Origin of the sequence: Acinetobacter sp. (assembly GCF_041919735.1) — a bacterium.
GTDB lineage: Bacteria > Pseudomonadota > Gammaproteobacteria > Pseudomonadales > Moraxellaceae > Acinetobacter.
In genome coordinates this window covers 30150-56738 of record NZ_JAYRTF010000007.1, presented here as the reverse complement: position 1 = coordinate 56738, position 26589 = coordinate 30150, and the positions used below count along the sequence as shown (strand labels likewise).

At 45.1% G+C, this 26589-nt stretch carries 25 protein-coding genes, 1 tRNA gene and 1 pseudogene; 19 read left to right on the top strand and 8 right to left on the bottom strand.

Features of this window, described 5'->3' with window-relative positions; genetic code table 11:
* Positions 1 to 54: 54 nt before the first annotated feature.
* Positions 55 to 363 carry a monooxygenase gene (locus ACE3T3_RS05685; RefSeq protein WP_374664927.1) on the bottom strand — a complete coding sequence of 103 codons (309 nt, stop codon included), beginning with the start codon at positions 361 to 363 and terminating at the stop codon, positions 55 to 57.
* Between the two features lie 107 nt (positions 364 to 470).
* The gene (metK, locus tag ACE3T3_RS05680) at positions 471 to 1637 is read right to left on the bottom strand and encodes a methionine adenosyltransferase (protein WP_374664925.1); all 1167 of its coding nucleotides are present in this window, start codon (positions 1635 to 1637) and stop codon (positions 471 to 473) included.
* Between the two features lie 427 nt (positions 1638 to 2064).
* Between metK and ACE3T3_RS05675 the strand changes: the two genes are divergently transcribed.
* The 5 genes from ACE3T3_RS05675 (at position 2065) to ACE3T3_RS05655 (ending at position 6774) form a co-directional block, all read left to right on the top strand.
* The gene (locus tag ACE3T3_RS05675; RefSeq protein WP_374664923.1) at positions 2065 to 2490 is read left to right on the top strand and encodes a pilin; all 426 of its coding nucleotides are present in this window, start codon (positions 2065 to 2067) and stop codon (positions 2488 to 2490) included.
* A 408-nt stretch (positions 2491 to 2898) separates the two neighbouring features.
* The gene (tkt, locus tag ACE3T3_RS05670) at positions 2899 to 4887 is read left to right on the top strand and encodes a transketolase (protein WP_374664921.1); all 1989 of its coding nucleotides are present in this window, start codon (positions 2899 to 2901) and stop codon (positions 4885 to 4887) included.
* A gap of 160 nt (positions 4888 to 5047) precedes the next feature.
* Entirely contained in the window at positions 5048 to 5263 is a 216-nt protein-coding gene (locus tag ACE3T3_RS05665) for a hypothetical protein (protein ID WP_374664919.1), read from the top strand.
* A gap of 322 nt (positions 5264 to 5585) precedes the next feature.
* Positions 5586 to 5978 (top strand): GNAT family N-acetyltransferase, encoded by a 393-nt coding sequence (locus ACE3T3_RS05660; RefSeq protein ID WP_374665078.1) that lies wholly within the window; start codon positions 5586 to 5588, stop codon positions 5976 to 5978.
* Between the two features lie 199 nt (positions 5979 to 6177).
* Positions 6178 to 6774, top strand: coding sequence for a YceI family protein (locus ACE3T3_RS05655; RefSeq protein ID WP_374664917.1), 597 nt, complete (start codon positions 6178 to 6180; stop codon positions 6772 to 6774).
* A 95-nt stretch (positions 6775 to 6869) separates the two neighbouring features.
* Here ACE3T3_RS05655 and ACE3T3_RS05650 read toward each other — a convergent pair whose 3' ends face one another.
* Both ACE3T3_RS05650 and ACE3T3_RS05645 read right to left on the bottom strand, forming a co-directional pair.
* Positions 6870 to 7499 (bottom strand): LysE family transporter, encoded by a 630-nt coding sequence (locus ACE3T3_RS05650; protein WP_374664915.1) that lies wholly within the window; start codon positions 7497 to 7499, stop codon positions 6870 to 6872.
* A gap of 166 nt (positions 7500 to 7665) precedes the next feature.
* Positions 7666 to 8376: a glutamine amidotransferase gene (locus ACE3T3_RS05645; RefSeq protein ID WP_374664913.1), complete on the bottom strand. Its 711-nt coding sequence runs from the start codon at positions 8374 to 8376 to the stop codon at positions 7666 to 7668.
* A gap of 422 nt (positions 8377 to 8798) precedes the next feature.
* Between ACE3T3_RS05645 and ACE3T3_RS05640 the strand changes: the two genes are divergently transcribed.
* A complete protein-coding gene (locus ACE3T3_RS05640) occupies positions 8799 to 9077 on the top strand; it encodes a hypothetical protein (RefSeq protein WP_374664911.1) in 279 nt (92 codons plus the stop codon).
* Between the two features lie 157 nt (positions 9078 to 9234).
* On the opposite strand, the gene ACE3T3_RS05635 is transcribed toward ACE3T3_RS05640, so the two are convergent.
* Positions 9235 to 11346, bottom strand: a complete 2112-nt coding sequence (locus ACE3T3_RS05635) for a TonB-dependent receptor plug domain-containing protein (RefSeq protein WP_374664909.1) — start codon at positions 11344 to 11346, stop codon at positions 9235 to 9237.
* Between the two features lie 522 nt (positions 11347 to 11868).
* On the opposite strand from ACE3T3_RS05635, the gene cysS reads away from it, so the two are divergent.
* From cysS to ACE3T3_RS05570, 13 genes and pseudogenes are all read left to right on the top strand, one after another.
* Positions 11869 to 13290: a cysteine--tRNA ligase gene (cysS, locus tag ACE3T3_RS05630; RefSeq protein WP_374664907.1), complete on the top strand. Its 1422-nt coding sequence runs from the start codon at positions 11869 to 11871 to the stop codon at positions 13288 to 13290.
* 65 nt (positions 13291 to 13355) lie between these two features.
* Positions 13356 to 13431: transfer RNA gene (locus tag ACE3T3_RS05625), tRNA-Gly, on the top strand.
* A 201-nt stretch (positions 13432 to 13632) separates the two neighbouring features.
* On the top strand, positions 13633 to 14610 hold the full coding sequence (locus ACE3T3_RS05620; RefSeq protein ID WP_374664905.1) for a KpsF/GutQ family sugar-phosphate isomerase: 978 nt from the start codon (positions 13633 to 13635) through the stop codon (positions 14608 to 14610).
* A 3-nt stretch (positions 14611 to 14613) separates the two neighbouring features.
* Positions 14614 to 15153, top strand: a complete 540-nt coding sequence (locus ACE3T3_RS05615; RefSeq protein WP_374664903.1) for a KdsC family phosphatase — start codon at positions 14614 to 14616, stop codon at positions 15151 to 15153.
* A gap of 40 nt (positions 15154 to 15193) precedes the next feature.
* Positions 15194 to 15736, top strand: a complete 543-nt coding sequence (gene lptC / locus ACE3T3_RS05610) for an LPS export ABC transporter periplasmic protein LptC (protein WP_374664901.1) — start codon at positions 15194 to 15196, stop codon at positions 15734 to 15736.
* Positions 15726 to 16292: a lipopolysaccharide transport periplasmic protein LptA gene (gene lptA / locus ACE3T3_RS05605; RefSeq protein WP_374664899.1), complete on the top strand. Its 567-nt coding sequence runs from the start codon at positions 15726 to 15728 to the stop codon at positions 16290 to 16292. Before lptC ends, lptA begins: the two co-directional genes overlap by 11 nt.
* A complete protein-coding gene (gene lptB / locus ACE3T3_RS05600; protein ID WP_374664897.1) occupies positions 16292 to 17038 on the top strand; it encodes an LPS export ABC transporter ATP-binding protein in 747 nt (248 codons plus the stop codon). The genes lptA and lptB overlap by 1 nt, the downstream gene beginning before the upstream one ends.
* A 142-nt stretch (positions 17039 to 17180) precedes the next feature.
* The gene (locus ACE3T3_RS05595) at positions 17181 to 18734 is read left to right on the top strand and encodes a TolC family outer membrane protein (protein WP_374664895.1); all 1554 of its coding nucleotides are present in this window, start codon (positions 17181 to 17183) and stop codon (positions 18732 to 18734) included.
* Positions 18731 to 20869 (top strand): annotated as a pseudogene (locus tag ACE3T3_RS05590) (type I secretion system permease/ATPase). The gene ACE3T3_RS05595 and the pseudogene ACE3T3_RS05590 overlap by 4 nt, the downstream one beginning before the upstream one ends.
* Positions 20866 to 22068: an HlyD family efflux transporter periplasmic adaptor subunit gene (locus tag ACE3T3_RS05585; protein WP_374664893.1), complete on the top strand. Its 1203-nt coding sequence runs from the start codon at positions 20866 to 20868 to the stop codon at positions 22066 to 22068. The pseudogene ACE3T3_RS05590 and the gene ACE3T3_RS05585 overlap by 4 nt, the downstream one beginning before the upstream one ends.
* Positions 22069 to 22184: 116 nt before the next feature.
* Positions 22185 to 22784, top strand: coding sequence for a YigZ family protein (locus tag ACE3T3_RS05580; RefSeq protein WP_374664891.1), 600 nt, complete (start codon positions 22185 to 22187; stop codon positions 22782 to 22784).
* A complete protein-coding gene (locus tag ACE3T3_RS05575; RefSeq protein ID WP_374664889.1) occupies positions 22777 to 23406 on the top strand; it encodes a DapH/DapD/GlmU-related protein in 630 nt (209 codons plus the stop codon). The genes ACE3T3_RS05580 and ACE3T3_RS05575 overlap by 8 nt, the downstream gene beginning before the upstream one ends.
* A 157-nt stretch (positions 23407 to 23563) precedes the next feature.
* Complete coding sequence (locus ACE3T3_RS05570; protein WP_374664887.1) at positions 23564 to 24406, top strand: universal stress protein; 843 nt, start codon at positions 23564 to 23566, stop codon at positions 24404 to 24406.
* Between the two features lie 161 nt (positions 24407 to 24567).
* On the opposite strand, the gene ACE3T3_RS05565 is transcribed toward ACE3T3_RS05570, so the two are convergent.
* The 3 genes from ACE3T3_RS05565 to fdxA form a co-directional block, all read right to left on the bottom strand.
* Positions 24568 to 25233 (bottom strand): O-methyltransferase, encoded by a 666-nt coding sequence (locus ACE3T3_RS05565; protein ID WP_374664885.1) that lies wholly within the window; start codon positions 25231 to 25233, stop codon positions 24568 to 24570.
* 131 nt (positions 25234 to 25364) lie between these two features.
* Positions 25365 to 26087, bottom strand: coding sequence for a D-Ala-D-Ala carboxypeptidase family metallohydrolase (locus ACE3T3_RS05560; RefSeq protein ID WP_374664883.1), 723 nt, complete (start codon positions 26085 to 26087; stop codon positions 25365 to 25367).
* 144 nt (positions 26088 to 26231) lie between these two features.
* A complete protein-coding gene (gene fdxA / locus ACE3T3_RS05555; RefSeq protein ID WP_374664882.1) occupies positions 26232 to 26555 on the bottom strand; it encodes a ferredoxin FdxA in 324 nt (107 codons plus the stop codon).
* Positions 26556 to 26589 lie beyond the last annotated feature (34 nt).

The following is a 26589-nucleotide window of genomic DNA, read 5'->3' as shown; positions in this document are numbered from 1 at the left end:
TGTAAGGGGGCTGAATCGTAGTCCAATAAGGGGCTGTTTTTAAGTGCTGGCAGATTATTCTAAAAATGCGGCTTTGTTCAAATGCGAGAGTTCAGCATTGTAATTGAAGATTTTAGAACGGATATTTTTGAGCCCAAAAGATTCCAGCCGTGCGCTGTGCATCGCTAAATATTTTTCGGCCAGTTCTTGGCTTTCAAATAGATAAATGCCGCCAGCTTCTTGAGTGTCTGCATTTTCAGTCCAAATTTTCCAAAGCATGCCTTTCTCTTCATTGATGCTTTGTGCAAGCGGCTGCATCATCTGCGCCATTTTCTCGCCAAAAGGGCCTGGAGATGGAAAATCAACTTGTAAAATAACGGCCATCATATTTCTCAATAGATAAGGATCTGTATGGATCATATCGAAAAGAAATCAAGTATTCAAAAATAAAAAAAGCCCGCATCAATGCGGGCTTTTCGAGAAAAATAAAATTAAAGGCCAGCAGATGCTTTAAGCGCTTCAACTTTATCTGTTTTTTCCCATGTAAATGCAGTGTCAGAACCTTCACGACCAAAGTGACCATAAGCAGCAGTTTGCTTATACATTGGTTGAAGCAGGTCAAGCATACGAGTAATACCGTATGGACGTAAGTCAAAGTGCTCACGAACAAGTTGGATAATCAGTTCGTCAGATACTTTGCCTGTGTTGAACGTGTTGATTGAAATCGAAGTTGGCTCTGCAACACCAATTGCATAAGACACTTGAATTTCACATTTATCTGCAAGGCCAGCAGCGACAATGTTTTTCGCAACATAACGACCTGCATATGCAGCAGAACGGTCAACTTTCGATGGATCTTTACCAGAGAAAGCACCACCGCCATGACGTGCCATACCACCGTAAGTATCCACAATGATTTTACGGCCAGTTAAACCACAGTCACCTACAGGGCCGCCAATCACAAACAGGCCAGTTGGGTTGATGTGGAATTTTGTACCGGCATGGAACATTTCAGCAGGAATGATTTTTTTCACAATTTCTTCAATCACAGCTTCTTTCAAGTTTGCTTGAGAGATTTCTGGATCGTGCTGGGTAGAAAGTACAACAGCATCTAAGCGTACAGGTACACCATTTTCATAAGCAAATGTTACTTGGCTTTTCGCATCTGGGCGTAACCAAGGTAAAGTGCCATCACGACGCAACTCTGCTTGTTTTTCCATTAAGCGGTGCGCGTATGAAATTGGGGCAGGCATTAAAACATCTGTTTCACGGCTTGCATAACCAAACATAAGGCCTTGGTCGCCAGCACCTTGATCTTCAGGTTTTTGACGGTCAACACCTTGAGCGATTTCAGGAGACTGCTTGCCGATCATATTGATGACCGCACAAGTTGAACCATCAAAACCTAAGTCAGTGTGATGGTAGCCGATGCCATTTACGGTATGGCGAACGATTGCTTCAAAGTCAACGTTGGCAGTTGTTGTGATTTCACCAGCAAGTACTACAGCACCTGTTTTTACAAGCGTTTCACAAGCAACCCGCGCATAAGGGTCTTCTTTTAAGATTGCATCCAAAATAGCATCACTGATTTGGTCAGCCATTTTATCTGGATGGCCTTCGCTTACAGATTCCGAGGTAAATACAGCGTACTCGCGCATAAGTCCTATCACAGTTAAATTTAAAAGACGCGATATGTTACATCGAGATTGCGTCGAGGACTAGCATCACACGACCAAAATGACTGAAATTAATTCATTTTCATGACTTTTTAATTGATATCAACATCTGAAAAATTGATATGAGACATGTAATCACTAATAAAATTCTGATTTAGCGTGTTTAATTGCCCACTTATATTTTATTTCGATAATTTTGCAGTTGATGTGAATTGATTAATGACGAATGCGATTCGCGTTAATAATTTTTTGATCCTTGCAATGCTTAAATGTGTGACATAGTGCCCATAAATGTCAGTTATAGACTAATTTATCAATATTGAATTTGCATAAAGCCTCTATCTATAAAATTTTTGTGTGTTGGTATAAAGATTGCTGTATCTCCATATGGTTATATGGAGATACAGCAATGAAGCAAGCAGGTTTCACTTTAATTGAAATAATGATTGTGGTGGCGATCATTGGGATTTTAGCGGCGATAGCACTTGTTTCGTATAATGGCTATGTCGCTCGTGCGCAGGTAGCGGAAGTTCTCGGGATGTTGTCACCTTATAAATTAAAATTAATTGAGCAATATTCTGAAGAGCTGACTTGTGCTGAATTAAATACTGCGCTTAATGAGAGTATCAATACCCAATATATTGCGAAGAGTGAAATTGCGGATATTTCAGGGAAGTGTTCTGTGGTTTTTACTTTTAAAGCAACGGATGTAAATTTTGCACTGCGTTCAAAGCGCATCTATTTTAGTATTCCAGATGGTGTGAATGGTGCGTGGAACTGTAAATCTGATGATATTTCACAACGTTATTTACCAGCTTCCTGTGCTGGTGTTTAGCTTTTATGCACTTGAGAATACTGAATATCATTGAGTATTTTCATGTCTTATTTTTTAAGTTGAATAAAATTCATTGAGCAGTATTTTGTAAGTAGATAAATCGTAAGTTTAGAGATGATCGATTCTCCAAAAAATTTTCTTAAATAAATCAAGTATTTATTCTTTCATTCTGTGGTTCTATTTGCTATTCGTCATTGTTTCGACATTTCTAAATGCCTTGTATACAAAATAAACGAGCCTTATAGGCTTGAAGTTGAACAATAAGTGCCCAATGTTACAGTGCAATATGAATATTTAGCGAAATATTGTCCCTGAGGCTTTACCCCTTCCGCTTTTTTTAAGACAATACGCGTATCTTTGAATTCTTATTCATCTTACTCTTTAAACCATTTGTTTGGACTCTGACCTATGACAACCCCGCTTAACGAACGTCGTATTGCAAACGCAATTCGTGTATTGGCAATGGATGCTGTGCAAAAAGCAAATTCAGGACATCCAGGTGCTCCAATGGGGATGGCAGACATTGCTGATGTGGTATGGCGTGAATTTCTAAACCACAACCCTGCAAACCCACAATGGGCAAACCGTGACCGTTTCGTATTGTCTAACGGCCATGGTTCAATGTTGCAATATGCGTTATTGCACTTAACAGGTTATGACCTTTCAATTGAAGATTTAAAATCTTTCCGTCAATTACACTCTAAAACGCCAGGCCACCCAGAATTGGGTTATGCACCTGGTATCGAAACAACCACTGGTCCATTAGGCCAAGGTATTGCCAATGCGGTTGGTTTTGCGCTTGCTGAAAAAACTTTAGCGGCTCAATTCAACAAAGAAGACATCAAAGTTGTAGATCACTTCACTTACTGCTTCCTCGGTGATGGTTGCTTAATGGAAGGTGTTTCTCACGAAGCATGTTCATTAGCGGGCACTTTAGGTCTGGGCAAACTTGTTGCGTATTACGATGACAACGGCATTTCAATTGACGGTGAAGTAGAAGGCTGGTTCTCTGACGATACAGAACAGCGTTTCCTTGCTTACGGCTGGCAAGTGCTGAAAGTTGACGGTCACGATGCAGACGCAATCCGTGAAGCAACTGTAGTGGCGAAAGCTGAAACAGCTAAACCTACATTAATTATCTGTAAAACAGTGATTGGTTTAGGTTCACCAAATAAACAAGGTAAAGAAGATTGCCACGGTTCACCACTAGGCAATGACGAAATTGCATTAACACGTGAAGCTTTAGGCTGGACAGAAGGTCCATTTGAAATTCCTGCTGATGTTTATGCGGCTTGGGATGCAAAAGCAAAAGGTACACAATCAGAATCTGCTTGGAATGAAGTATTTGCTGCTTATGCTGCAAAATACCCAACCGAAGCGGCTGAATTGAAACGCCGTCTGTCTGGTGATCTTCCTGCTGACTTTGCTGCAAAAGCAGATGCATATATTGCAGAAGTGAATGCAAAAGCGGAAACCATCGCAACACGTAAAGCAAGCCAAAATGCCATCCAAGCATTTGCGCCACAACTTCCTGAAATTTTAGGCGGTTCTGCTGACCTTGCAGGTTCTAACCTAACCCTTTGGAAAGGTGCGGAAGGCGTTGAATCAAACCCAGCAGGTAACTACGTTCATTACGGCGTACGTGAATTTGGTATGACAGCAATCGCGAACGGTGTAGCGCTGCATGGCGGTTTCGTTCCTTATGTCGCAACATTCCTGATGTTCATGGAATATGCACGTAATGCAGTACGTATGTCTGCATTGATGAAACAGCGTGTGATTCATGTTTATACTCATGACTCAATCGGTCTAGGTGAAGATGGTCCTACACATCAGCCTGTAGAACAAATCGCATCTTTACGTGGTACACCAAACTTAAATACTTGGCGTCCATGTGACACTGTAGAAGCGTCTATTTCTTGGAAATCTGCATTGTTACGTAGCGAAGGCCCTACAGCATTAATCTTCTCTCGTCAAAATTTACCATTCCAAACACGTACAGCAGATCAAATTGCTGACGTAGCGAAAGGTGGTTATGTACTTGCGAAAGAAAAAGGCGAATTAAAAGCGATCATTATCGCAACAGGTTCAGAAGTTTCATTGGCAATGGATGCTTACGCTCAACTCGATGGCGTTCGTGTGGTGTCTATGCCATGTGCTGAAGAATTCGTGAAGCAAGATGCGGCTTACCGTGAAGCAGTGCTTCCAGCTGCAATTCGTGCGCGTGTTGCGGTTGAAGCGGCTCATGTGGATTACTGGTGGAAATTCGTAGGTCTTGACGGTCGCGTGATCGGTATGACTACTTATGGTGAATCTGCACCTGCGAAAGATTTGTATCAACACTTTGGCATTACTGCTGAAGCGGTTGTTGCAGCGGTAAAAGAAATTACAGCTTAATCCTTCAAGATTAACTGCCGAAAAGACGTCCCGGTAAAAGGGGGCGTTTTTTTATTGTAAAAATAACGATTTGTAACGAATGAATTAAGCTAAAGGTTTAAAATTAATTCATTCATACAGTATTCAGCCGTGGGTGGCGTATTGCCCAAGTGAGGAAATGATGAGTCTTTACGATCAGATTAATGATGAAATTGTCTTGATGGATGCTGGTGAACAAAAATGGATCGGTGCAGACCTAGAGCTTGAAGCAATGGTTGCAGTAGAGCTGATGCTGCAAGATTTGCAGGAAGATAAGGTGATTAAGATTCGCCGCAAAAATCATGAGAAGCATACGGGTTTAAAGCAAGTTGATCGCATATTGGTTGAAAAGCTTTAAGTACAGATGATAAAAGCTCCGGAAGGGGCTTTTATTTTATAAGGTCATAAAAATTAAACTAGAAAATCCTGCTTGTGTTGTCAGTAGTTTTCTAGTAGTAGAAATAAAAGAAAGAGAAACAATAAGATGTGACTATATAATAAAAAGGTTAAATTTGAATTTATGAACGTTATGATGCAAAAAGCGATATGTAAAAATGATCTATAAGAAAGTAAATTTTAAAACTCAATAAATGTTAAAAGCGAAGTTTAAAAATATAGAGGAAAAGGGGTGTCTAGTGGTTGAAATCAAGTCTTTACAGTCGATTGGTAAAGAGCAATGGATGCCGTTATGGCAAGGCTATCAAATATTTTACGGTGCAAATATTGCAGAAGACATCAGTCAAAATACGTGGCATAAACTCAGCAGCAGTGATGTGCCGCATATCTATGGCTTTGCAGCGATGATTGGCAATCAAGTCGTCGGCATGGTGCATGTGATTGAGCATGACAGCTGCTGGACAATCAAGCCTTATGCCTATTTACAGGATTTGTTCACACTTGAAGAATATCGCGGTCAAGGGATCGCGCGGAAGCTGATTCAGCAGGTCTATGATGCCGCCATGGCGCGTCAGTGCGACCGCGTATATTGGCTGACACATGAAAGCAACGTGACCGCTCAGCAGCTGTATGACCGCATAGCGAAAAAGACAGGATTTATACAATACCGAATGTAATGCCGCGCTATTTTTAAACATGAAGTTTTAAAAAATTAGATTTTACTGAGTCCGCTGCATAAAAATGAGCAAAGCGCCGTGCATGGGATGGCGCGAAAGCCGATAGCGTTCTAAAGATGCAACAAAACGTTTTATCTTTAACAATGTATTTTCTGCAGAAATCTATAGACTTGTTTGTATTCCAAAGTGAGATAAAAACATGAACTTTAAAGCATTAACAATCGGTTTGGCAGTCGCGTCAGCAGCAACATTCACAATGGCTAAGCCAGTGGCTTACCAGATTGATCCAACACATACCGCAACAGTATTCAGCTGGAGCCATTTTGGTTTTTCTACACCGTCTGCAAACTTCAGTGATATCCAAGGCGTCATTAATGTAGATAATGCGAAACCGTCAAATTCATCTGTGAATGTGACCATTCCATTATCTAGCTTGAATACCAATGTGAAAGCTCTGGATGAGCATTTGCAAACTGCGGATTTCTTTGATTCGGCAAAATACCCAAACATTACGTTTAAAAGCACCAAAGTGCAAGCCATCAGCAAAACCAAATACAAAATTACGGGTAATCTGACTATTAAGAATGTCACTAAACCTGTGGTATTGGACGCTGTATTGAATAAACAAGGCGTGCATCCAATGACGAAGGCTGAAACAGTCGGTTTCAATGCGACCACTTCATTCAACCGTTCAGCATTTGGCGTCGGCGCTTATGTACCGAATGTGGGCGATAAAATCACTGTGAACATTACTACTGAGGCGGCAGTGCCTGCAGCTAAAACAGCAGCAAAATAAACTTTAGTATTTCCTGAGTTAAAATAAAAAAGCACCCGAATGGGGTGCTTTTTTAATGTCTTATTTACCAAAAAATAATCCGCATTACCATTGGCTTAGTCACGATTTAACAGCAGCAAAGTGCCAAAGCTGATAAAGATCCCGCCGGTAATGCCGTCGATCTTCTTGCTGAATTTTTGATAATACTTATTCATTTTAGGCGCAGAAAAAACCAGCGCAACGGCAGAAAACCAAAGCAGGCTTTCAATAAACACCAAGGCCAATAAGGAGCTTTGCGCAAAAATGCTGGCATTGGCGCTGATGCCAATCGAAAAGACACTGCTGAAATAGACCAAGGCTTTAGGATTGGCCATATTGGTGAAAAAGCCTTGCAGCAAGATTTTACCGTGTGACTTCTGCGCTGCAGGATGCTGCGCTTCCTGTACCGCAGGCGCTGGGCTTTTTTGAAAAGCGGATTTTAATAATTGATAGCCTAAATAAAGCAAATACAGCCCGCCTAAAATCATCAGGACTTGCTGCAGCCAAGCCATTTTTTGAAATAGAAAATGCAAGCCGCTCACTGCGCAAATCGACCAAACTAAAATACTGAGTGAAATGCCTAATGCTGCAAATAAAGCATGTGAACGGGATTGACGGATGGCGCTTTGGGTGACAAAGAAAAAATCTGGGCCAGGGCTGATCAGCGCGAAGAAATGAATAAGGGCGATGCTGATTAAAGGAGTCATTTGAACCCAGTCAATAAAGAGAAAAAGGCCTTATCTGCCTTTGAGCAGATAAGGGGGAATAGAACGGAAAGAATGCCGCCGATGTTGCACTCATGCTGAAAAATAAAGGGAAAACGGCTGCCAGTTTAAATAAGACAGCTGTCTGCACCGTTTTCCCGCAGCAGGATTAAGCATGGATAAATGGAGCCATCCAAGCCGTGAATATTTTGGCTGTCTGCATTTCTAATGCGGCAGCGAACTGTTGATTGTCTTTGCGCAAGGCGGGAATATTCACATTGGCCTTGCGCAATTCGCAAGTGTGCCCAATCAGCCATTTTTCCAAACTGTCCGCAGCCACCTCAAGATGGAATTGCAGCGCTAAAATATTTTCTCCGATGCTGAATGCTTGATGCGGATACAGCTGTGAGCTGGCGAGCAGTTCGGCGCCTTCAGGCAAATCAAAAGTATCGCCATGCCAATGCAGCACAGGAGTTTCTGCCAGCGGCGCTAAAATATTATTGGATGGATTTGGCAGCTGAAGCATGCTCCAGCCGATTTCCTTGCTATGGCCCGCATAGACTTTGGCGCCGAGAGCGCGCGCAATCAGCTGCGCGCCTAAGCAAATGCCGATGGTTGGCAGGTTTTTTTCCAAACGCACTTTAAGTAAGTCTATTTCTTGCTGCAGGAAAGGATAATCTTCTGTTTCATATACACCGATCGGTCCGCCTAAAATAATCGTGAGGCCCGTGTGTTCAAAGGCTTTGCTCAGATCATCCACACCCGCTTCAAAATAGCGGACCCGGAAGCCCATTTGATAAAACAGATCTTCTAAAGCTCCAAGATCTTCAAAGGCAAGATGCTGAACAGCATAAATGGTGTTTGGAAATTCGGTATTCATCGCATTTTTTTAATCCGTAGATGTATAGAAATCTACGCTGAAAAAGACGAAATATAAAGACGCTTATTCAGTCGATTGCATGTAAATCAATAAAAATACGATTAAAAGCAGTAAAAAGTGACTGCTGGGTAGAGATTAAAATTTAAAAATCAGATGTATTTCAAATTATTTTATTTAAAATTAGCACTGCATTTATTTGCAAATTTTTGCATCAGCCGATCATTGCTGAATCTATATTTTGAAAAGTGATATATATTAAACCAGACATTAAAAAAATGAAAAATCAGAACATTGGGACATTTGATCTGGAGATGCTTTCAGTATCTTTAATGGCGTTTTGCACAATGCTTAATGTGAAGAAACCGGTTTTGCCGCTGCCAGAAATTTGATTAAAAAGAAAAAGAGATAGGGAAGGAAGTTTCATGGATGTAGAACATACGCGTGATGCAACGCTGCTGCATGCGATACATAAAATTTTGCTCAAAGAATGGGACCCGCTGCATATCCGGCATATTCCAGCTATGCGTGATGAATATGAAGATTATTTGCCTAATATTTTCAAATTGATCACACAGAAATCAAGCGAATCTGAAATCTTTGAATATCTGTGGTGGATTGAACAAAAAGTATTGGAAAAAAAAGGGAAAAAAGAAAATACCTTGCGTGTTGCGGGCCTGCTGAAAGAGTTGCAAAAGCACTAGCGCTTCAGTGGGAAGGCTTCGATTCGGATGATGGTTCATTCCATAAAAATTCAGAAACTCATTTTGATCTACAACATAAAAAGCCGATCATTGAAAATCGGCTTTTTACATAAGCTGCACTCACTTAAACCTAAGTTTAATGTTTCAAGTCTTGGACTTAGAATTTCTTTTCCACACTCAAGAGCAGGCTTGGGATAGATTCATTGGAGCGGGCCTGATACAGGCTGCCGTCACTGATTTTGGTTAAGCGCTCTTTGTAGTCTGTGCTGAAAATATTGCACGCATTGATGGATGCCGCCCAGTTGCGGTCAAAGCGTTTGGTCACGCTTAAATCGACATTCATACGTTCATTGCCGGTGCGTTCGTAGCGTTCGCCGTTATACAGCTGGCTATTGAGCTCGCGTGAATACTCCGGGGTGTAGTTTAGATTCAAGCTGCTGGATATACGCCAAGGCTGATAATTGTATGAAAGCCCTGTACTGGCCGTATAAGGCGCGACATCACTGGCTAAGCGTTTTACGCCATTCTCTTCTTCAATTTTTGCGCGCACTGTAGAAAGCTGCGCATTCAGCATAAAGGAGTGGCCGGCATCTGTCTGTTTCAGCGCATAGCGTCCAGCCAGCTCAACGCCGTAAGTAGTGGCATTATCCTGGTTGATAGGGCGTTCTACAAATCGGCAGGTCGGATCATTGCTGCAGCTTTGTCCTGAAGCATTTTCACTGCGGATGGCTTTTTCAATGAAATCATTGATTTCGCGGTAATACGCCGTGATATTTATGCCGCCCGATGGGGTGTTATAGCCTAAAGTAGTTTCATAAGCCTGAATTTTTTCAGGACGTAGATAAGGATTGCCGCCGCGGTCAGGATTATTCAACGTACCTGCATCGCTGTCTGTCGAAACGGACACCGTTGGCATCAGCTGATTTGATTTGGGGCTTCGAAACGCTTGACTGATATTGGTTTGCAATGACCAGTACTCGGTAAAATCGAAACGGTGCGCCAAAACTGGGCTTAAATGCTGATCGCTGTAATCGACCAAGCCGGAACGGTCGATCCATTCTTGGCGCGCGCCTAAGGTGATTGTTTGGCGCGGGGTGAAGCGCCAGCTGCCTTCCGTATATAAGGCATAGCGCTGCTCGTCCAGAGTATCGGCAATATTGCTTTCTAATTCGCTCGAACGCAGATCGGTGCCGAATTTAACTTGCTTGGTGCTGTCAAACTTGCGGACACCGTCATATGCGAGGCCATATTCATTGATCTGCTCATCAATATAGCTTTGACGCTGGCTGGAATGGGTCAGTTCAGATTCTTTTTGCTGTTCTGCAGACAGGCGGATCTTGTCTGAATTGCCGCGATCTTTACGTTCATAGCGGGTGTTCAAGCGGATACTGTCGTTTTTATCTTGCTGAATCTGATCACGCATGCTGCCTTCGCTTTCATTATTGCGGTAAAACACTTCCGCAACCAGCTTCTGCTGATCATCAATGGCATATTCCGCGCGCGGGCTGAGCATTTGCGATGTTCTGTTGGTCACACGCTTTTGCGATGAGATTTGACCGGATGCATTTTCAATTTTGGTGACGGAGTCTGTGTCGTTCCATATGTGATTGGCAGACAGGCTGTACGACCATGGATCGGTTTTACCGTCCATTTGCAGTGAAATATTTTTACGCTGTTCTTCTTTTTCACTGGACTTCGCCATGCCATAACCTGCACGGACAGTACCGCTGATACGTGTTCCATCCAAAGGCTCTTTCAAAATAATGTTGATCACCGCAGAAGAGGCAACCGAGGCTTGCGCAACGCTCGGCTGCTTCACAATTTCAATGCGTTCAATCATGTCTGGGGTAATGCTGTCCACGACGGACATGCCGCCGCGCGGACCGCCTTGAACAGGTTCGCCATTAATCAAGAAGACCGGCGTGCCGCCGCCGCGGAAACGCATGCTGCTATTGCCGCCGCGCGGGCCTTGTCCAGGTGCGGGCATCTGAAAGCCTGCTGCACGGCGCAACGCATCATTGACACTTTGGTCGCCAAATTTTTCCATTTCTTCACGGCTGATGACGGTTTTAGCGACAGCGCTGATATCTGGATCTTTTTCAACATCAGGCGCTTGCTCCACTTCAATGGTCATGGTTTCTAAAGTATGCACTGCAGCGGCTTGAGGGGCGGCAGGCGCTGTTTGATCTTGCGCTGCTGCAGCTGCAGAAAATGCGAGCACGGCAAGTGTTAAGGCGCTCAGTTTAAAAGGAGATGGCGTGCATTTCATTATTCGGCTGACCAAATGTAATTTTGCGTAAGCTTAGTCTAAAAGTGTGGAGAAAGATTGAGGAAAACCGCTCGAAACGCATCCATACGAAAAATAATTATGAAAAAATAGAGATGGCCTAATAAATTGATTTCCCTAAATTTAATAGGGGATTTTTACCGCGCTGTGGCAAAGCTATGCGCAGCCGGCAGAAACTGCGCGCCGGATCTTTCCTTAAAGCTATGCGTAAATGAAAGCGGGGAGCTGGATTTTAAGGAGGCATTGCATGAGATGAGCCGCAACGTCAGATATTGGTCATGCATTGGCATGCAAAACGGCATAGGCAGGCTGAGCAATACAAGGTCTGAAAGCTGAGCTGTCAAACCGGATGCATGCGGCAAAAGCAGTCAAGGGAGAGTGTTGAAGGATGCGGGAGCATTGGGGGAGTAAAAGATTTCTTCGAAAATCGCCTTGGAAAACTTTATGAAAAATAATGCTTAGGTTAAGATGAGCCATCTTTTGGTAGAAACAATTTAAAGACCTATGCAACCTTTTGTTCTATATAACTCTGAGCAGCGAAAAAAAGTAGAATTTGTACCGCGTAAAGAAGGGCATATCGACATGTATGTGTGCGGTATGACGGTCTATGACTACTGTCATATTGGACATGCTCGGGTCATGGTTGCATTTGACTACATTATCCGTTTCCTGCGCAGCCAGGGCTGGAATGTCAAATATGTGCGCAATATTACTGATATTGACGACAAAATTATTAAGCGCGCCAACGAAAATGGCGAAAGCATTACGGCATTGACCGACCGCTTTATTCAAGCCATGAATGAAGATGCCGCGAACTTGGGCTGTGCTGAGCCAGACGAAGCGCCGCGCGCGACTGATTATATTGACCAAATGCAGGATATGATCGGCAGCTTGGTCAATAAAGGAACAGCGTATCCTTCAAGCAATGGTGATGTATATTTTGAAGTTGAAAAATTTGCCAAATATGGCCGTTTATCTGGCCGTAAATTGGAAGATATGCAGGCGGGCGCATCTGAACGTGTCGATGTCGAAGTGGAAAAGAAACATCCCTTTGACTTCGTGCTGTGGAAACACGCCAAAGAAAATGAGCCGTCTTGGGCTTCTCCATGGGGCAATGGCCGTCCGGGCTGGCATATCGAATGTTCAGCCATGTCTACCTGCTGCCTAGGCAACCACTTTGATATTCATGGCGGCGGTTCAGACTTGACTTTCCCGCATCATGAAAATGAAATTGCGCAGTCCGAAGCCTCTACAGGTGAGCAGTATGTGAATTACTGGATGCATGTCGGCTTTATCAATGTGGATGGCGAGAAAATGTCTAAATCATTAGGCAACTTCTTTACCATCCGCGATGTGATGGAGAAATTCCATCCTGAAGTGATCCGCTTCTTTATTGTGTCTTCACACTACCGCAGTCCAGTCAATTTCTCCGATGCAGCGCTGAAAGAATCGAAAAACGTGCTGTCGCGTTTCTATCATTCATTCAAAGCCTATCAGCAGGCGTATGGAGACAAAACGGTTGATGCTTTAGATGAGGCTTTGGTTGAACGGTTCAATGCTGCCATGCGCGACGACTTCAATACGGCTGAAGCCATTGCTGTGCTGTTTGAAGTGAACAAAGAACTCAACCGCGCAGTGAAAGAAGAGCAGGCGGATCAAGCAGCGGTGTATTATTCTACGCTTCGCCATTTGACCAATATTTTAGGCTTGGTGCAGCACAATGTTGAAGACTTCTTAAAGTCGGATATCGGCCAAGAAGCATTGAGCTTAACTGAAGCGCAAATCGAAGATTTGATTCAGCAGCGCAAAGATGCGAAAAAAGCCAAAGAATTCGCCAAAGCGGATGAAATTCGCCAGTCTTTGCTGGATCAAGGCGTTGTGCTGGAAGATACCCGTCAAGGTACAATTTGGCGCCGTGCTGATTAATTCGCCAAATGAATGCATAGAGAGTTGACAGTTTTGTGAAATTCTCTATAATTCATTTCCATATTGCGGGAATAGCTCAGTTGGTAGAGCATAACCTTGCCAAGGTTGGGGTCGGGAGTTCGAGTCTCCTTTCCCGCTCCAGAATATGAAAAAACCTTAGTTTTCGGACTAAGGTTTTTTTTTGCTTCAAATTGTTAAAAAAAGCCGTAAGGTATTATAAATTGAACATTTATAAGCGTTGCATTTGTGCAGATATGCTAAAATGCGCAAAATTATTCTTCGTAATTGAAGCGCTGCGCTGGCAGCTTTAATAAAGGTAAAACGGCTTTGAACCCACCAAATATGCCAAATCAAATTGATTTTCAGAAAGTCGCCCTCGAAACACTGAGCATTGAGCGCCATGGTTTAGAGGTGCTTGCAGCCGAAATAGATGAACGTTTTACCAAAGCTTGCGAAATCATATTGCAATGCAAAGGCCGTTTAGTCGTAACAGGCATGGGCAAGTCGGGCCACATCGGCCGTAAAATGGCGGCCACGTTTGCGTCTACAGGCACACCGTCATTCTTCATGCATCCAGGTGAAGCCGGTCATGGCGACTTGGGCATGCTGGTCAAAGGCGATGTGCTGATTGCAATTTCATATTCAGGCAAAAGCGATGAAATTATGATGCTGATGCCGCTGATCAAGCATGTCGGCGTACCGCTCATTACCATTTCAGGCCATGATCAAGGGCCAATGCCGAAAAATGCGGATGTCGCTTTAACTTTAGGCGATATTCAGGAAGCTTGCCCGCTGGGCTTGGCGCCTACATCGAGCACCACTGCAACTTTAGCACTGGGCGATGCCCTGGCGGTTGCCTTGCTGGAAGCGCGCGGCTTTACTTCCGATGATTTTGCCCGTTCCCATCCCGCAGGCGCATTAGGCAAACGCTTGCTGCTGCATGTGAAGCATCTGATGCATACCGGCGATGAACTGCCAAAAGTCTCTCCAGATACGCCAATGAATAAAGTGCTGTATGAAATTTCCAATAAGCGCCTCGGTTTAACGACCGTGGTGGATGCAGAAGATAGACTGCTGGGAATTTTTACCGATGGTGATTTGCGCCGCTTAATTGACAAGCAGCAAGGCTTTGATGTGAACCTGCCGGTTGCAGAGGTGATGATTCAGCATCCGTCTACAATTTCGAAAGAAGCCCGCGCAGTAGAAGCGCTTGAAAAGATGAACACGAAAAAAATCAATCAATTCATTGTTGTTGATGACGAAAACAAGGTGATTGGCGTCATCAGCATGCATGACTTGATTCAGGCTGGGGTAAATTAATTAATGGCATCTTATGTTTTGTTGGAGCAGGCGCGCCATATTCAAGCGCTGGTACTGGATGTAGACGGTATCCTCAGCGACGGTTTTGTGACCTTGACCAATTCGGGAGACGAAATTAAATCTTTCGATATCCGTGACGGTTTAGGCATGAAACTCGTACAAAAAGCAGGTATTAAAGTCATTATTATTACGGGCCGTAAAAGTAATATTGTGGACAAGCGCATGACGGATCTTGGCGTGGACTTGGTTTTTCAAGGCCGTGAAGATAAAGGCACAGCGCTGCGTGAAGCCTGCGCGCAGCTTAATCTCGATCCAGAAGATTGCCTGTATATGGGCGATGACTGGCCGGATTTATCTGCATTTGCCATTGCCGGCATGAAAATTACTGTGCCGAATGGCCATGTTGAAGTTCGCCGCCGTGCGGATTTGGTGACGCAAGCTTATGGCGGGCGCGGCGCTGTGCGTGAAATTTGCGATATGCTGCTGATGTCTAAAGGCGTTTACCAAGAAATGCTTGAAAAATTTGCCAGTGCACCGCATTAATAACTTAATAATTCAGTAAATTTGGATTAAACAACCGCTTATGGATACAAAAGTTTTATACGTTACTGCAATCGCAATTGCGGCTGTAAGCGGCGGTTATTACTATTACAGTGGCAAGAGCAATAAGCTTCAAGCAGATTCTGCGCGCAGCATGAATTACTCTGCGTCAAATATTAACCTGACGCAAACAGATGAACAGGGTAAGCTGTATATACGCGCTCAGGTTGACCGCTTAGAGCAGGATTTGCAGCAAAAAACATCGCAGCTGGATAATCTGAAAGCTTCAATGTATAAAGATGGGCGCGTAGATGCGACTTTCTTCGCCAAAGTCGCCAACGGCTATAATGACAATGAAAAAGTTGTGCTTCGCCATGAAGTGCAAGCGACAAAATTAATGCAGACTGGGCAAATGGTCTTTTTAACCGATGAATTGACTGCTTATCCCAAAACACGTGAAATTGAAACTGACAAGCAGGTGACTGTGGAATCGCCGCAGGCCCAATTTGTCAGCAACGGTCTGAAAGCCAATTTAAATGACGGTCAGTACGAATTTTTTAATATTCGAGGAAAGTATGAACCTTAATCATAAACCGCTAGTGTCTAAATCTTTCCTTAAACAGGCAGTGCTGATGGGTTCTCTTGCACTGTGTTCAGCAGGGGCTTTTGCATTGCCTTCAGACCGCAGTCAGCCGATTTCCTTGGTGGCTGACCGTGCAACCTTCAATGAAAAAACTGGCGTGACCACATATACCGGCAATGTCATCATTGAACAGGGTACCATGAAACTGCAGGCGAATTCGATTGTTGCCAATCTGAATGGCCGCAAAGAAATCAGCACCATTACCGCAACAGGCGGCCCTGCGCGCTTCCAGCAAAAAACAGATCCAGCCAAAGGCTTCGCCAAAGGCCAGGCGCAAAAAATTGTTTATAATGCCGAAACGGGCATCATCACCATGTCCGGCAGCGCATTATTAGAGCAAGAGGGCGCGAGCATTAAAGGCAACACCTTAAAATACAGCATGAATAAAGGCGATATTGTTGCCGAAGGCACGCCAAACAATTCTGGCTCATCTACTGGCCGTGTACAGATTGTCATTCCGCCATCCAGCTCGAAGTCATTCCCGGGAGCGCGTGATTAATGGAGAAATCATTGAATCAGCCTCAGACCTTATGCATTAAGCATTTGGCGAAAAACTACAGCAAACGCTGGGTGGTGAAAGACGTTTCTTTCAGCATGCAAAGCGGCCAGATTGTCGGTTTGCTGGGGCCAAACGGCGCCGGCAAGACCACCAGCTTCTACATGGTGGTTGGCTTGGTGCGCATGGACAAAGGCGAAATCCATCTGGATGATTTGGATATGTCGGATCTGGCCATGCATGAGCGCGCGCGCAAAGGCATTGGCTACTTGCCGCAGGAAGCGTCTATTTTTAGAAAGCTGACCATTTCTGAAAATATCATGTCTATTTTAGAAACGCGCAAAGACTTGAACAAGCAGGAACGCCAGCAGCGTTTGGCGGAGCTATTGGCGGATTTTAAAATTACCCATATTAAAGACTCTTTGGGCATGAGCGTATCTGGCGGTGAACGCCGCCGTGCGGAAATTGCCCGCGCTTTGGCGGCGGATCCGAAATTTATGCTGCTGGATGAGCCTTTTGCAGGGGTCGATCCGATTTCTGTCGGCGATATCAAAGACATTATCCGCACCCTGAAAGACCGCGGTATTGGCGTATTGATCACCGATCATAACGTGCGTGAAACACTGGCGATTTGTGAACATGCCTATATTGTCAGTGAAGGTTCCGTAATTGCTGAAGGAACACCGCAAGAAATTCTTGAAAATGAAACGGTCCGTAAAGTGTATTTAGGCGATGACTTCACCGTCTAAATAGCGCAAAACCCTCACAAAATGAGAAACAGGTCATTGTTGTGAGGGTAAATAATCAATAAAATAAAAATAATATTCGATAAATGTAATTTTATTTGCGAATTAAGTAAAAAAAATCAATAAAAATTATTGCGTAGAAAACATGCTGATAAGAAGCCATAAGTATATAAAACTATGGGAAAAATTTGATAAAAATAAAAAAGCGGCCATATTTCTGCTGATTATTCTATTTCAACTTTCCTATGTGCATGCAGAAAATGCTGAAAAAAATCAATTTCATCGCTTAAAAGATGGAATCGGTCAGCTATTTCCTGCCAAACCGAAACGTTCTGCAGAAAAAATTGATATTACTGAACTGAGCAAGCGGCCTTTTGAGCGTTCAAAAATGAATGCATTCTCTGCGGCTGATCAAAATGCGCCGTATGCCAGCAACAGTTTGGCATGGATAGCCTCTGACCCGTTGAGCGGGAAGCTCAGTTTCCTTGATGCCATTCATCGGGCTGTACAGCGCCGGCCGGAAATCAGCCAAACCATTGCGCAGATTTCTGAGCAGAATGCCAATATCGATTTTTCCAAGTCGCAATATTATCCGCAGCTGTCAGGCGGGTTCAGTACAGCTGACCTGACCAAAGGCGAGCGCGGCGGGCAGGTTTATTCGCTTAATGTCACGCAGCTGCTGTATGACTTCGGCAAAGTGAAAAGCAGCGTCAATGTAGCTGAAGCAAAGTTGCTGCAGGAACAGGCCGGCTTTTTAGTGAGTCTGGATCAGGTGTCTTATGATGTGGCCAATGCCATCATCAATATTAAGCGCTATCAAGAACTCGGCCAAATTGCAGAACAGCAAATTAAGGGAATTGCACGGATTGCTGAAATTGCGGATTTGCGCGCTAAAGCAGGCATCAGCAGTCAGGCCGACCCGATTCAGGCGCAGTCGAATTTAGAAGCGGCCGAATCTAACCTGATTGTGCAGCAATCACAGCTGCGTCAGTATCAGCAGCGCTTAAGAACCTTGCTTGGCTTGGATATCACAGGCAATCCATGGGATATTCCAGTGTCTGTTTTGCAAAATTCAGAATTATATAAAGATCCTGATTATGGATTCATTCCGAGCATTATGCAGGCTCAGGCTGCTGTTGACGTCGCCAAACTGCAAAAACAGCAAGCCAAACTGAGCGCCTATCCGACCATTCATGTCAAAGGCAGCTTGAGCCAGGCGGTCAGCGGGCGCAATCCGAATAATAATGAAGATAATGGCTTTTATAATTCAATCATGCTGGAGGCCAGCAGTAATTTTTATCAAGGCGGGGCGATTGGCGCGCAGACGCGTGCAGCCGGTTTTGCTGAAGAAGCCGCCCGCGCGCAGGTCAATACAGCTTATTTGGATGTGCTGGATCAAGTGCGCTTGATCCGCGAGCAAATTGAAAACAAGGAACGCCAAATGGCGGTGCTGGTGCAGCGCAGGGAAACCACGGCACGGACCAAAGAGCTGTATCAAGAACAATATAAGCTAGGCACGCGGACCGTGGTTGATCTGCTGAATGCAGAACAGTCGATTCATAGCGCAGCCATGGAAATTGTCAATTCACAATACGATATTTACGCAGCCCTTGCCCAATATATTCAAGTGACTGGACGCAGCAGAGAAATCTATAAATTAAATAATATAAAGATTCAGGGAGTTGAAGTGCAGCCATGACCCATATCATCAACTATCAGCCTTGGCTGCAAGCGGTGTTCAATATTGCCAAGCATTACCGCATTGAAGCTTCAGAAGAGCGAATACGCCTGCAGCTGGACTGGAATCAGCACAGCAATTTAGATGAGCTGATTTCCGTCATGGCGAAGCAGCTGGGCATGAGCGTGCGGAAAAATAAGTACGATGCAAGCTTGCTGAACCCATGGCGTTTGCCTGTGCTGGTCGAATTTATCAGCGGTGAAGCGGGCATTGTTGAACGCATTGATGCTGACGGCAATGTCAGTGTGCAGATCAGCGGGGATGAAGGCTTATCGCAGGTGTTTTCCATTGAACGCTTGAATCACGGCATCCGCAATATCTACATCCTGCGTCCAGAGTCTTCAGTGCCGGATGTGCGGGTAGACGAATACATCAAGCCTTTTGAACAGAACTGGTTCTGGAGCATTGTGCTCAAGGACTGGAAGCGCTATATCGACATCATGCTGGCATCAATGATGGCGAATCTCTTGGCGCTGGCGACCGTGCTGTTCTCTATGAATGTATATGACCGCGTGATTCCATCACAGTCCGTGCCGACACTTTGGGTGCTGGCCAGCGGCGTGCTGCTGGCGGCGGTTTTTGAATTTGTGCTGCGCATTACCCGCATTCATTTGTCCGATATTATCGGCAAGCGTTCGGATCTGCGCATTTCTGACCGCGTCTTTGGCCATGCGCTGCGCATTAAAAACAATGAGCGCTCGAAATCGACTGGTACATTCATCTCGCAAATCCGTGAACTGGAAGGCGTGCGTGAACTGGTGACCTCCACGACCGTGACAGCGGTTGCTGATTTGCCATTCTTCCTGCTGTTCTTGGGCATATTCTGGATCATTGGCGGCAATTTGTTTTGGGTGATGCTGCTGATTGTGCCGATTATGGTCTTGCCGGGTTTTCTTGCGCAGAAAAAATTGGCTCAGCTGGCGCAAATGGGCATGCGTGAATCCGCCATCCGCAATGCTATGCTGGTCGAAGCGGTGCAGGGAATTGAAGACATTAAATTGCTTCGGGCCGAGTCGCGCTTTCAAAATCAGTGGAACCACATGAACGAAGTTTCGGCCAATGTCAGCATGCAGCAGCGCAAAATTGTCGGATTCATGAATGCGTGGACACAGAAAATCCAAGGCTTGACCTTTGCCGTGGTGGTATTGGTGGGCTGTTTTGCGGTGATGAAAGGTGAAATGACCACCGGCGCTTTGGTGGCGTGTTCAATTCTATCTTCGCGCATGCTGGCGCCGATTGCGCAGCTGACAGGTGTGCTCGGGCGCTGGCAGCAGGCCAAAGTAGCGAAAAATGGCCTGGATGAATTGATGAAAAAGAATGTCGATCAGCCGGAATATTCGCACCTGATTCACCGGCCAATGATCAATGGCGCCTATGAGCTGAATGGTGTGGTGTTCAAATATATGGATGATGATCCTAAGCCCAGCTTGGTGATTCCGAAACTGGAAATTAAAGCCGGTGAAAAAATTGCGATTTTAGGGCGCAATGGCGCAGGAAAATCCAGCCTGCTGCAGCTGCTCTCCGGCATGCAGTCGCCATCGCAAGGCAAAGTGAAGCTGGATGGCATTGACTTAAGCCTGATCGATCCATCGGATGTGCGCCGCGACATGGGGCAGCTGAATCAGACCTCCCAGCTGTTTTACGGTTCGATCCGTGACAACCTGACGATGGGTGCGCCGCTGGCGACTGATTAGCAGATTCTGCATGTCTTGAATATTACCGGCGCTTTGGCTTTTGTGCAGGAAAAGAAAGAAGGGCTGGATCATATTGTGCTGGAAGGCGGCGTCGGCTTCTCAGGCGGCCAGCGTCAAGCGCTGCTGCTGGCGCGGCTGCTGATTCGTGAGCCGAATATTCTGCTGCTGGATGAGCCGACAGCCTCGATAGATGATGTGTCGGAAAGGCAACTAATTAATCATCTGCGTTTTTATTTAAAGCACCGTACATTGGTGGTGGCAACGCACCGCCGTGCGGTACTGGAATTGGTCGACCGCATTATCGTGATCAATGACGGAAAAATTGTCATGGATGGGCCAAGGGATCAAATTTTGAATCAATCTGGCGCAGCGCAGCAGCGCGCAATGGGAGCGCAGGCATGAGTGAACAAATAAGTGAAAGCAATCCAGTCGCTCCGCGCGCTTTAAAAACGTCATTTCAAGAGCTGCCCTTGCCGAAAGCCAGCCTGGTGATTTGGATCATCTGCATTGGATTGGCGGTAATCTTGGCCTGGGCGTGGCTGTTTAAACTGGAAGAAGTCTCAACCGGAACCGGCAAAGTCGTTCCTTCCTCCAAAGAGCAGGTGATTCAGTCACTGGATGGCGGTATTTTAACCAAGATCTATGTCAAAGAGGGGCAGATCGTGAATCAAGGCCAAGTTTTGGCTCAGCTTGATCCCACCCGCTTTGAATCGAATGTCGGTGAAACGGCATCCTTGCTGATGGCGACCAAAGCATCTGCAGCGCGCCTGCGGGCAGAGGTGAATGGCACACCGCTGAGTTTCCCTGCGGAAGTGGTGAAAGATGCCAAATTGGTCAATGAAGAAACAGCGCTGTATCAGTCCCGCCGAGCCAATTTAGAAGAATCATTGGCAGGCCTGAAACAGGCTTTAACGTTGGTTGAAGAAGAATTGGCGATGACCCAGCCCTTGGTGGCGAAAGGCGCTGCCAGCGAAGTAGAAGTGCTGCGCTTAAAGCGTCAAGCCAACGAACTGCGCAATCAAATGAATGATATCCGCAATCAGTATTTTGTCAAAGCTCGTGAAGAATTGGCTAAGGCCAATACCGATATTGAAACGCAGCAGCAAGTGGTGAAAGGCAAAACGGATACACTCAGCCGAACTGTCTTTAAATCGCCTGTACGCGGTGTGGTGAAAGAAATTGATGTGATGACGCTCGGCGGTGTGGTGCCGCAAAATGGCAAAATCATGACGATTGTGCCGCTGGATGAACAGCTGCTGGTCGAGGCGCGTATTTCGCCGCGGGATATTGCGTTTATCCGCCCTGAGCAAGACGCTTTGGTGAAAATTACCGCGTATGATTATTCGATTTATGGCGGTTTAAAAGGCAAAGTGACGGTCATTTCACCGGATACGCTGCGCGATGAAGTGAAGCAGGATCAGTTCTATTACCGCGCTTATATCCGTACAGACAGTGATCAGCTGGTGAATAAAGCGGGACAGCGTTTTGCGATTACACCGGGCATGGTGGCGACTGTGGATATCAGGACAGGGGAAAAAACCGTGCTGGATTATTTAATCAAGCCATTCAACAAAGCCAAAGAAGCGCTGCGTGAACGCTGATTGCTGACAGCAGGAAAAAGCCTCACCTTGCCGTGAGGCTTTTTCTTTGCCGTAGTGAAATCATTTTGGCCAATAAAACGCTATAATCATTTGGATTTTTGACATTAAGAAGCCGAATGCCGTTTACCATCGCCAGCCCAGTCCATTTTGAAGAAGACATTAAAAAAAGCCGCTTCCAAGCCATTGCGGCGCCTGTAGAAAATGAGCAGGCCGTCAAGGATTTTTTAGAAGCGCATAAAGATGTCAGCACGACGCATCAATGCTGGGCTTGGAAAATTGGCCATAATGTCCGTTTTAATGATGATGGCGAGCCTTCAGGCACTGCGGGGCGGCCCATCTTGGCGACCATAGAAGGCAATGAATTGACCAATGTGCTGATTTTGGTCAACCGCTGGTATGGCGGCATCAAGCTGGGTACTGGCGGGCTTGTCCGGGCTTATGGCGGCACAGCGGGGCAATGCCTGCTGCTGGCGGAAAAAATTGAATTGATTGAAAAGAAAAAAGTCTCTTTTCAATGCCAATTCAATGAATGGGCGATCTTTCAATATGAGCTGAATACCCAGCAAATTGAATATAGTGAAGAATATACGGCGGATGGCGTGCGTGTTGAGGCCTTGCTGCAAGTGCATCAGGTTGCTCCGCTGGCATTAAAGCTGCAGGATGTGACACGCGGCCGAGAACAGCTGAAGATTATTGAAGAGCCTGAAGATGACTGAGCAAAATTCCGCTGCTGATCCGTTGCTGAAATACCGCGAACAGCATAAGCACCGCCTGAACTACATGCCTTGGCTGTACTGGAGCTTAAAGCCGAAAAATAGAGGCTGGGCGGAAGCATGGCAACAGGAATATCAAGCCTATCTTATGGCCATGGAAACGGTTGAAATTGGCCAAAACTGTTTTATTTCGCCTTTAGCGCATATTTTTGCCGAGCCTGGCCGTAAAATCACCATTGGCGATAATACCTTTATCGCTGCGGACTGCACGCTGCATGGCCCCTTGGACATCGGCAATGAAGTTGCGATCAATCATCATTGCATCTTGGATGGCGGGCGCGCCGGGATCAAGCTGCACGATCAGGTCCGAATTGCGGCGTATTGCCACCTGTATGCTTTTGATCATGGCATGGATGCTGATCAGCCGATTTATCAGCAGCCTGTACGTTCGCGGGGCATTGAAATTGGGCGGGATGTATGGCTGGGCGCGCATGTCGGCGTGAAAGACGGCATCCGCATTGAGGATCAGGCTATCGTCGGCATGAACAGCATGGTGACTAAAAATGTAGAAAAAAGAGCAGTCATTGGCGGAAATCCGGCTAAATTCATTCGTTACCGCGATTAATGCAGCTGTATGGATTGAGCTGAGTTTTGAGCAGATTGACGCAAAAATTCAATTTGTAAAAGTACTTACATAAAAGCCTGCCATGATGTGAAAAGTTGTGCTAAGTTAAAAACAGAGATTATTTATAGCCCAGCTATTACAGAAAGAGAGGCTAATTATGAAACGCGTAATTGCATGTATTGACTCTTCACCGTGCATTAATGCACTGGCAGAAGCCGCTGTCTGGGTATCGAAAGAAACCCAGCGGGAACTCGTTCTGCTTCAAGTGCTGGACTATTATCCGGCCAGCTACCATTTAGGCGAGATCAGCGGTGTCATTGGTTTTGAAAGCAATGCCATGCTGTTAAAAGAATTGGCCGAATTAGAACAAAAGCAAAGTGAGCTGGCGCTGGATTACAGCAATAACCTTTTAAATCATATTTCTGAAATGATTCATGAGAAATATGGCGTCACCGTTTCGCATATTCAGGAAAAAGGCGACTTCTTAGAACAAAGCTTCAATGTGCTGCGCGATGACGATATTGTGGTGATTGGCCGTGTCGGGGAGCGTTCTGCAGAGCGCAACAAGCCGATAGGCAGCAATGTTGAAAACTTCATCCGCGGCGCGAAATGCACCGTCATGACGGTCGGATCAAGCTTTAAGCCGCCTACACGCTTTATTTTTGCTTATGAATACTCACCGACCTGCGTTAATTTGATGAAGCGCGTCGGGCAAAGTGATTTGCTGAAGCTGCTGCAATGCCATTTGCTGTATGTCGGCGACCATCCGGAAATTTTGAATGAACCGATGCAGTATTTAAAGAATGAAGGCTTGGATGTCGTCACGGAATACCGCTATGGCGATGTAGCTGAAAATATTCTGCTGTATCAGCAAGAGCAGGGCATTCAGCTGATTGTGCTGGGCGCATTCAGCCACAGCAAGATCCATCAGTTCTTCTTAGGCAGCATTGCAACCACTATTTTCCGGAATTCTACAGTTCCGCTGCTGGTGGTCAAATAATCAGAGCAGCGTCATCATGAACTGTGGCACTGTATAAACAGCCAAGAAGAACGTAAAAAAGAGTTATCCTCATAAATTGTGGATAACTCTGTGGTAAGTATTTGTAACATTATGTTTTATTTAAAAAATAAAACAATGAGTGATTTTTGCGCTATTTTTGCTTATTTCACAATAGCGATGGCAAAACCATCATGGCCTTTGCTGCCAACCGTCTGCAGCGCCGTGCACGACAAGATGCGCGGATGGTTCTGCATGGCTTTAAACATGTCGCGGATGCCTTCAATACTCGGCTTGTGATTTTCCGGATTTAAAATTTCACCGGCGCGGATCACATTGTCCAGCACAATAATCGTACCTGAATGTGACAAGTTAAGGCTGAGCTCCAAGTATTCCGGATAGCTTTGCTTGTCGGCATCAACAAAGATAAAGTCAAAAGCTTCTGTATCTTCAGGCAGCGCGCGCAGCACATCTGCGGCGCGTCCGCATTTCAGTTCAATTGTCTGCGGCAGCTTAGCGTTATCAATATTTTCCTGCGCTAACGCAGCATGCGTGTCACGGCCTTCAATGGTCAGAATATAGCCATTTTCAGGCAAGGCGCGAGCCAGCCACATGGTACTGTAAGCCGCAAAAGTGCCCAATTCAAGCACACGCTTGCATTTATTCATCTGGATGAGCATCTGCAGCAGCATGCCTTGATTTGGCGCGACAGCCAAATGATCTGGATAACCGCTTTCATCGGTATGTTTCAGCGTCTGGGTTAAGATTGGGTCTTCAGGAATTAAATGCGAATCAATATAAGCATCAATTTCTGTCCACATTTGCTGCATAGTCGTCACGCCTCATTTTTGATGCATGCATTTTAAACCTTTCATCATGAAGCGCAATTTTTTGCATCATATTTGCAGAATTTATCTGCAAAAAAGGCCCCAATTGAGGCCTTTGCTTGAAATGTAATGCTTTAGTAATTACACATAGATGAATTTCTGGAATGATCCGGGCCCCACGTACGGTAACCCTGAGTATCAATATGGATTTGACCGCTTGCATACAGGCCCAGTCCCATATTCAGGCTTTGGCCATGCTGAGACCAGAATTGGCATAATCTGAATTTGGTATTTTCAATATAGGCATAGTCTTCTGGCTGCGGATATTCAGGCCCGATGCGGAAATCGATGGCTGAGTTATATAAATGGCGTGAAGAACTCGCGCCGCCGGCGCATTGGTTCAGCGGCAAATCGCGGTAAACCGAAGTTACTTCAAAATCAGGCAAAATATTGGCAGCGACCAAGTATTTAAATACGCGCAGCGTAGGAATCTGGTTGCCCCAAAGTTCACGGTTGGGCACCATATATTGCGAGCGGCCGCATTTTTGCCAATCCCGTGCAGTGCGCATCAGCTCAAAGCTCGGGATGATATTGCCGACGCCATTTTTTTCTAAAAATATTTCATACTCACGGACTTGGCGTAAATTGTCACTGGCCGAAACCCATGAGTTATACGCATAAGGCACAACTTTTGGCTGGGCTTTGCGTTCAAAACTGATGCGTTCCTGAGGGATGAAAATCCGCTGACCATCTGGTGTTGTAATTGTTTGACCTTTTTTGGGCGAGGTGCTGCAGCCAGCCAAAAAGATTAGAGGTATTGCTGTAACTGCAAGCAATGCCTTCATAAAATGCTTCATTATAAAAATCAATTATTTACACAATACTTATATTTTAATCTAAAACAGCAAAGAAAATTTGAATAAATTGCAATGAAATGTGTGCTTTCAGTATAAAAAAGATCAGCAGGTGCTGATCTTTTTTAATTTTGTAATTTAAAAAAATTACTTTTCTAAATATTGCAGTTTGTCTGCTTTGCCATTCCACGCTTCGCGGTCAGCAGGCTGATCGCCGATTTGAGTGATATTTGGCCACTTTTGAGAAAGCTCAGTATTCAGCTCAATGAAAACTTCCTGACCTTCTGGCAGCTCATCTTCTGAGAAGATTGCATTTGCAGGGCATTCCGGCTCGCAAAGTGCGCAGTCGATGCATTCATCAGGATTAATAACAAGGAAGTTCGGGCCTTCATAGAAACAGTCTACAGGGCAAACTTCAACGCAGTCTTGATATTTACATTTAATACAATTTTCAGTGACAACAAAGGTCATGGCGACAGCTACCTAAAAATATGGTTCTAATAAC

Excerpts from the sequence above, each read along its gene's own strand:
- ACE3T3_RS05645 (WP_374664913.1), bottom strand. The coding sequence starts at position 8,376 with ATGAATACCGAATTTCCAAACACCATTTATGCTGTTCAGCATCTTGCC.
- cysS (WP_374664907.1), top strand. The coding sequence starts at position 11,869 with ATGCAACCTTTTGTTCTATATAACTCTGAGCAGCGAAAAAAAGTAGAA.
- ACE3T3_RS05570 (WP_374664887.1), top strand. The coding sequence starts at position 23,564 with ATGAAACGCGTAATTGCATGTATTGACTCTTCACCGTGCATTAATGCA.
- lptB (WP_374664897.1), top strand. The coding sequence starts at position 16,292 with ATGGAGAAATCATTGAATCAGCCTCAGACCTTATGCATTAAGCATTTG.
- ACE3T3_RS05635 (WP_374664909.1), bottom strand. The coding sequence starts at position 11,346 with ATGAAATGCACGCCATCTCCTTTTAAACTGAGCGCCTTAACACTTGCC.
- ACE3T3_RS05675 (WP_374664923.1), top strand. The coding sequence starts at position 2,065 with ATGAAGCAAGCAGGTTTCACTTTAATTGAAATAATGATTGTGGTGGCG.
- ACE3T3_RS05560 (WP_374664883.1), bottom strand. The coding sequence starts at position 26,087 with ATGAAGCATTTTATGAAGGCATTGCTTGCAGTTACAGCAATACCTCTA.
- tkt (WP_374664921.1), top strand. The coding sequence starts at position 2,899 with ATGACAACCCCGCTTAACGAACGTCGTATTGCAAACGCAATTCGTGTA.
- ACE3T3_RS05580 (WP_374664891.1), top strand. The coding sequence starts at position 22,185 with ATGCCGTTTACCATCGCCAGCCCAGTCCATTTTGAAGAAGACATTAAA.
- ACE3T3_RS05595 (WP_374664895.1), top strand. The coding sequence starts at position 17,181 with ATGCTGATAAGAAGCCATAAGTATATAAAACTATGGGAAAAATTTGAT.
- metK (WP_374664925.1), bottom strand. The coding sequence starts at position 1,637 with ATGCGCGAGTACGCTGTATTTACCTCGGAATCTGTAAGCGAAGGCCAT.
- ACE3T3_RS05585 (WP_374664893.1), top strand. The coding sequence starts at position 20,866 with ATGAGTGAACAAATAAGTGAAAGCAATCCAGTCGCTCCGCGCGCTTTA.
- fdxA (WP_374664882.1), bottom strand. The coding sequence starts at position 26,555 with ATGACCTTTGTTGTCACTGAAAATTGTATTAAATGTAAATATCAAGAC.
- lptA (WP_374664899.1), top strand. The coding sequence starts at position 15,726 with ATGAACCTTAATCATAAACCGCTAGTGTCTAAATCTTTCCTTAAACAG.
- ACE3T3_RS05575 (WP_374664889.1), top strand. The coding sequence starts at position 22,777 with ATGACTGAGCAAAATTCCGCTGCTGATCCGTTGCTGAAATACCGCGAA.
- lptC (WP_374664901.1), top strand. The coding sequence starts at position 15,194 with ATGGATACAAAAGTTTTATACGTTACTGCAATCGCAATTGCGGCTGTA.
- ACE3T3_RS05660 (WP_374665078.1), top strand. The coding sequence starts at position 5,586 with ATGCCGTTATGGCAAGGCTATCAAATATTTTACGGTGCAAATATTGCA.
- ACE3T3_RS05665 (WP_374664919.1), top strand. The coding sequence starts at position 5,048 with ATGAGTCTTTACGATCAGATTAATGATGAAATTGTCTTGATGGATGCT.
- ACE3T3_RS05640 (WP_374664911.1), top strand. The coding sequence starts at position 8,799 with ATGGATGTAGAACATACGCGTGATGCAACGCTGCTGCATGCGATACAT.
- ACE3T3_RS05685 (WP_374664927.1), bottom strand. The coding sequence starts at position 363 with ATGGCCGTTATTTTACAAGTTGATTTTCCATCTCCAGGCCCTTTTGGC.
- ACE3T3_RS05620 (WP_374664905.1), top strand. The coding sequence starts at position 13,633 with ATGCCAAATCAAATTGATTTTCAGAAAGTCGCCCTCGAAACACTGAGC.
- ACE3T3_RS05655 (WP_374664917.1), top strand. The coding sequence starts at position 6,178 with ATGAACTTTAAAGCATTAACAATCGGTTTGGCAGTCGCGTCAGCAGCA.
- ACE3T3_RS05650 (WP_374664915.1), bottom strand. The coding sequence starts at position 7,499 with ATGACTCCTTTAATCAGCATCGCCCTTATTCATTTCTTCGCGCTGATC.
- ACE3T3_RS05615 (WP_374664903.1), top strand. The coding sequence starts at position 14,614 with ATGGCATCTTATGTTTTGTTGGAGCAGGCGCGCCATATTCAAGCGCTG.
- ACE3T3_RS05565 (WP_374664885.1), bottom strand. The coding sequence starts at position 25,233 with ATGCAGCAAATGTGGACAGAAATTGATGCTTATATTGATTCGCATTTA.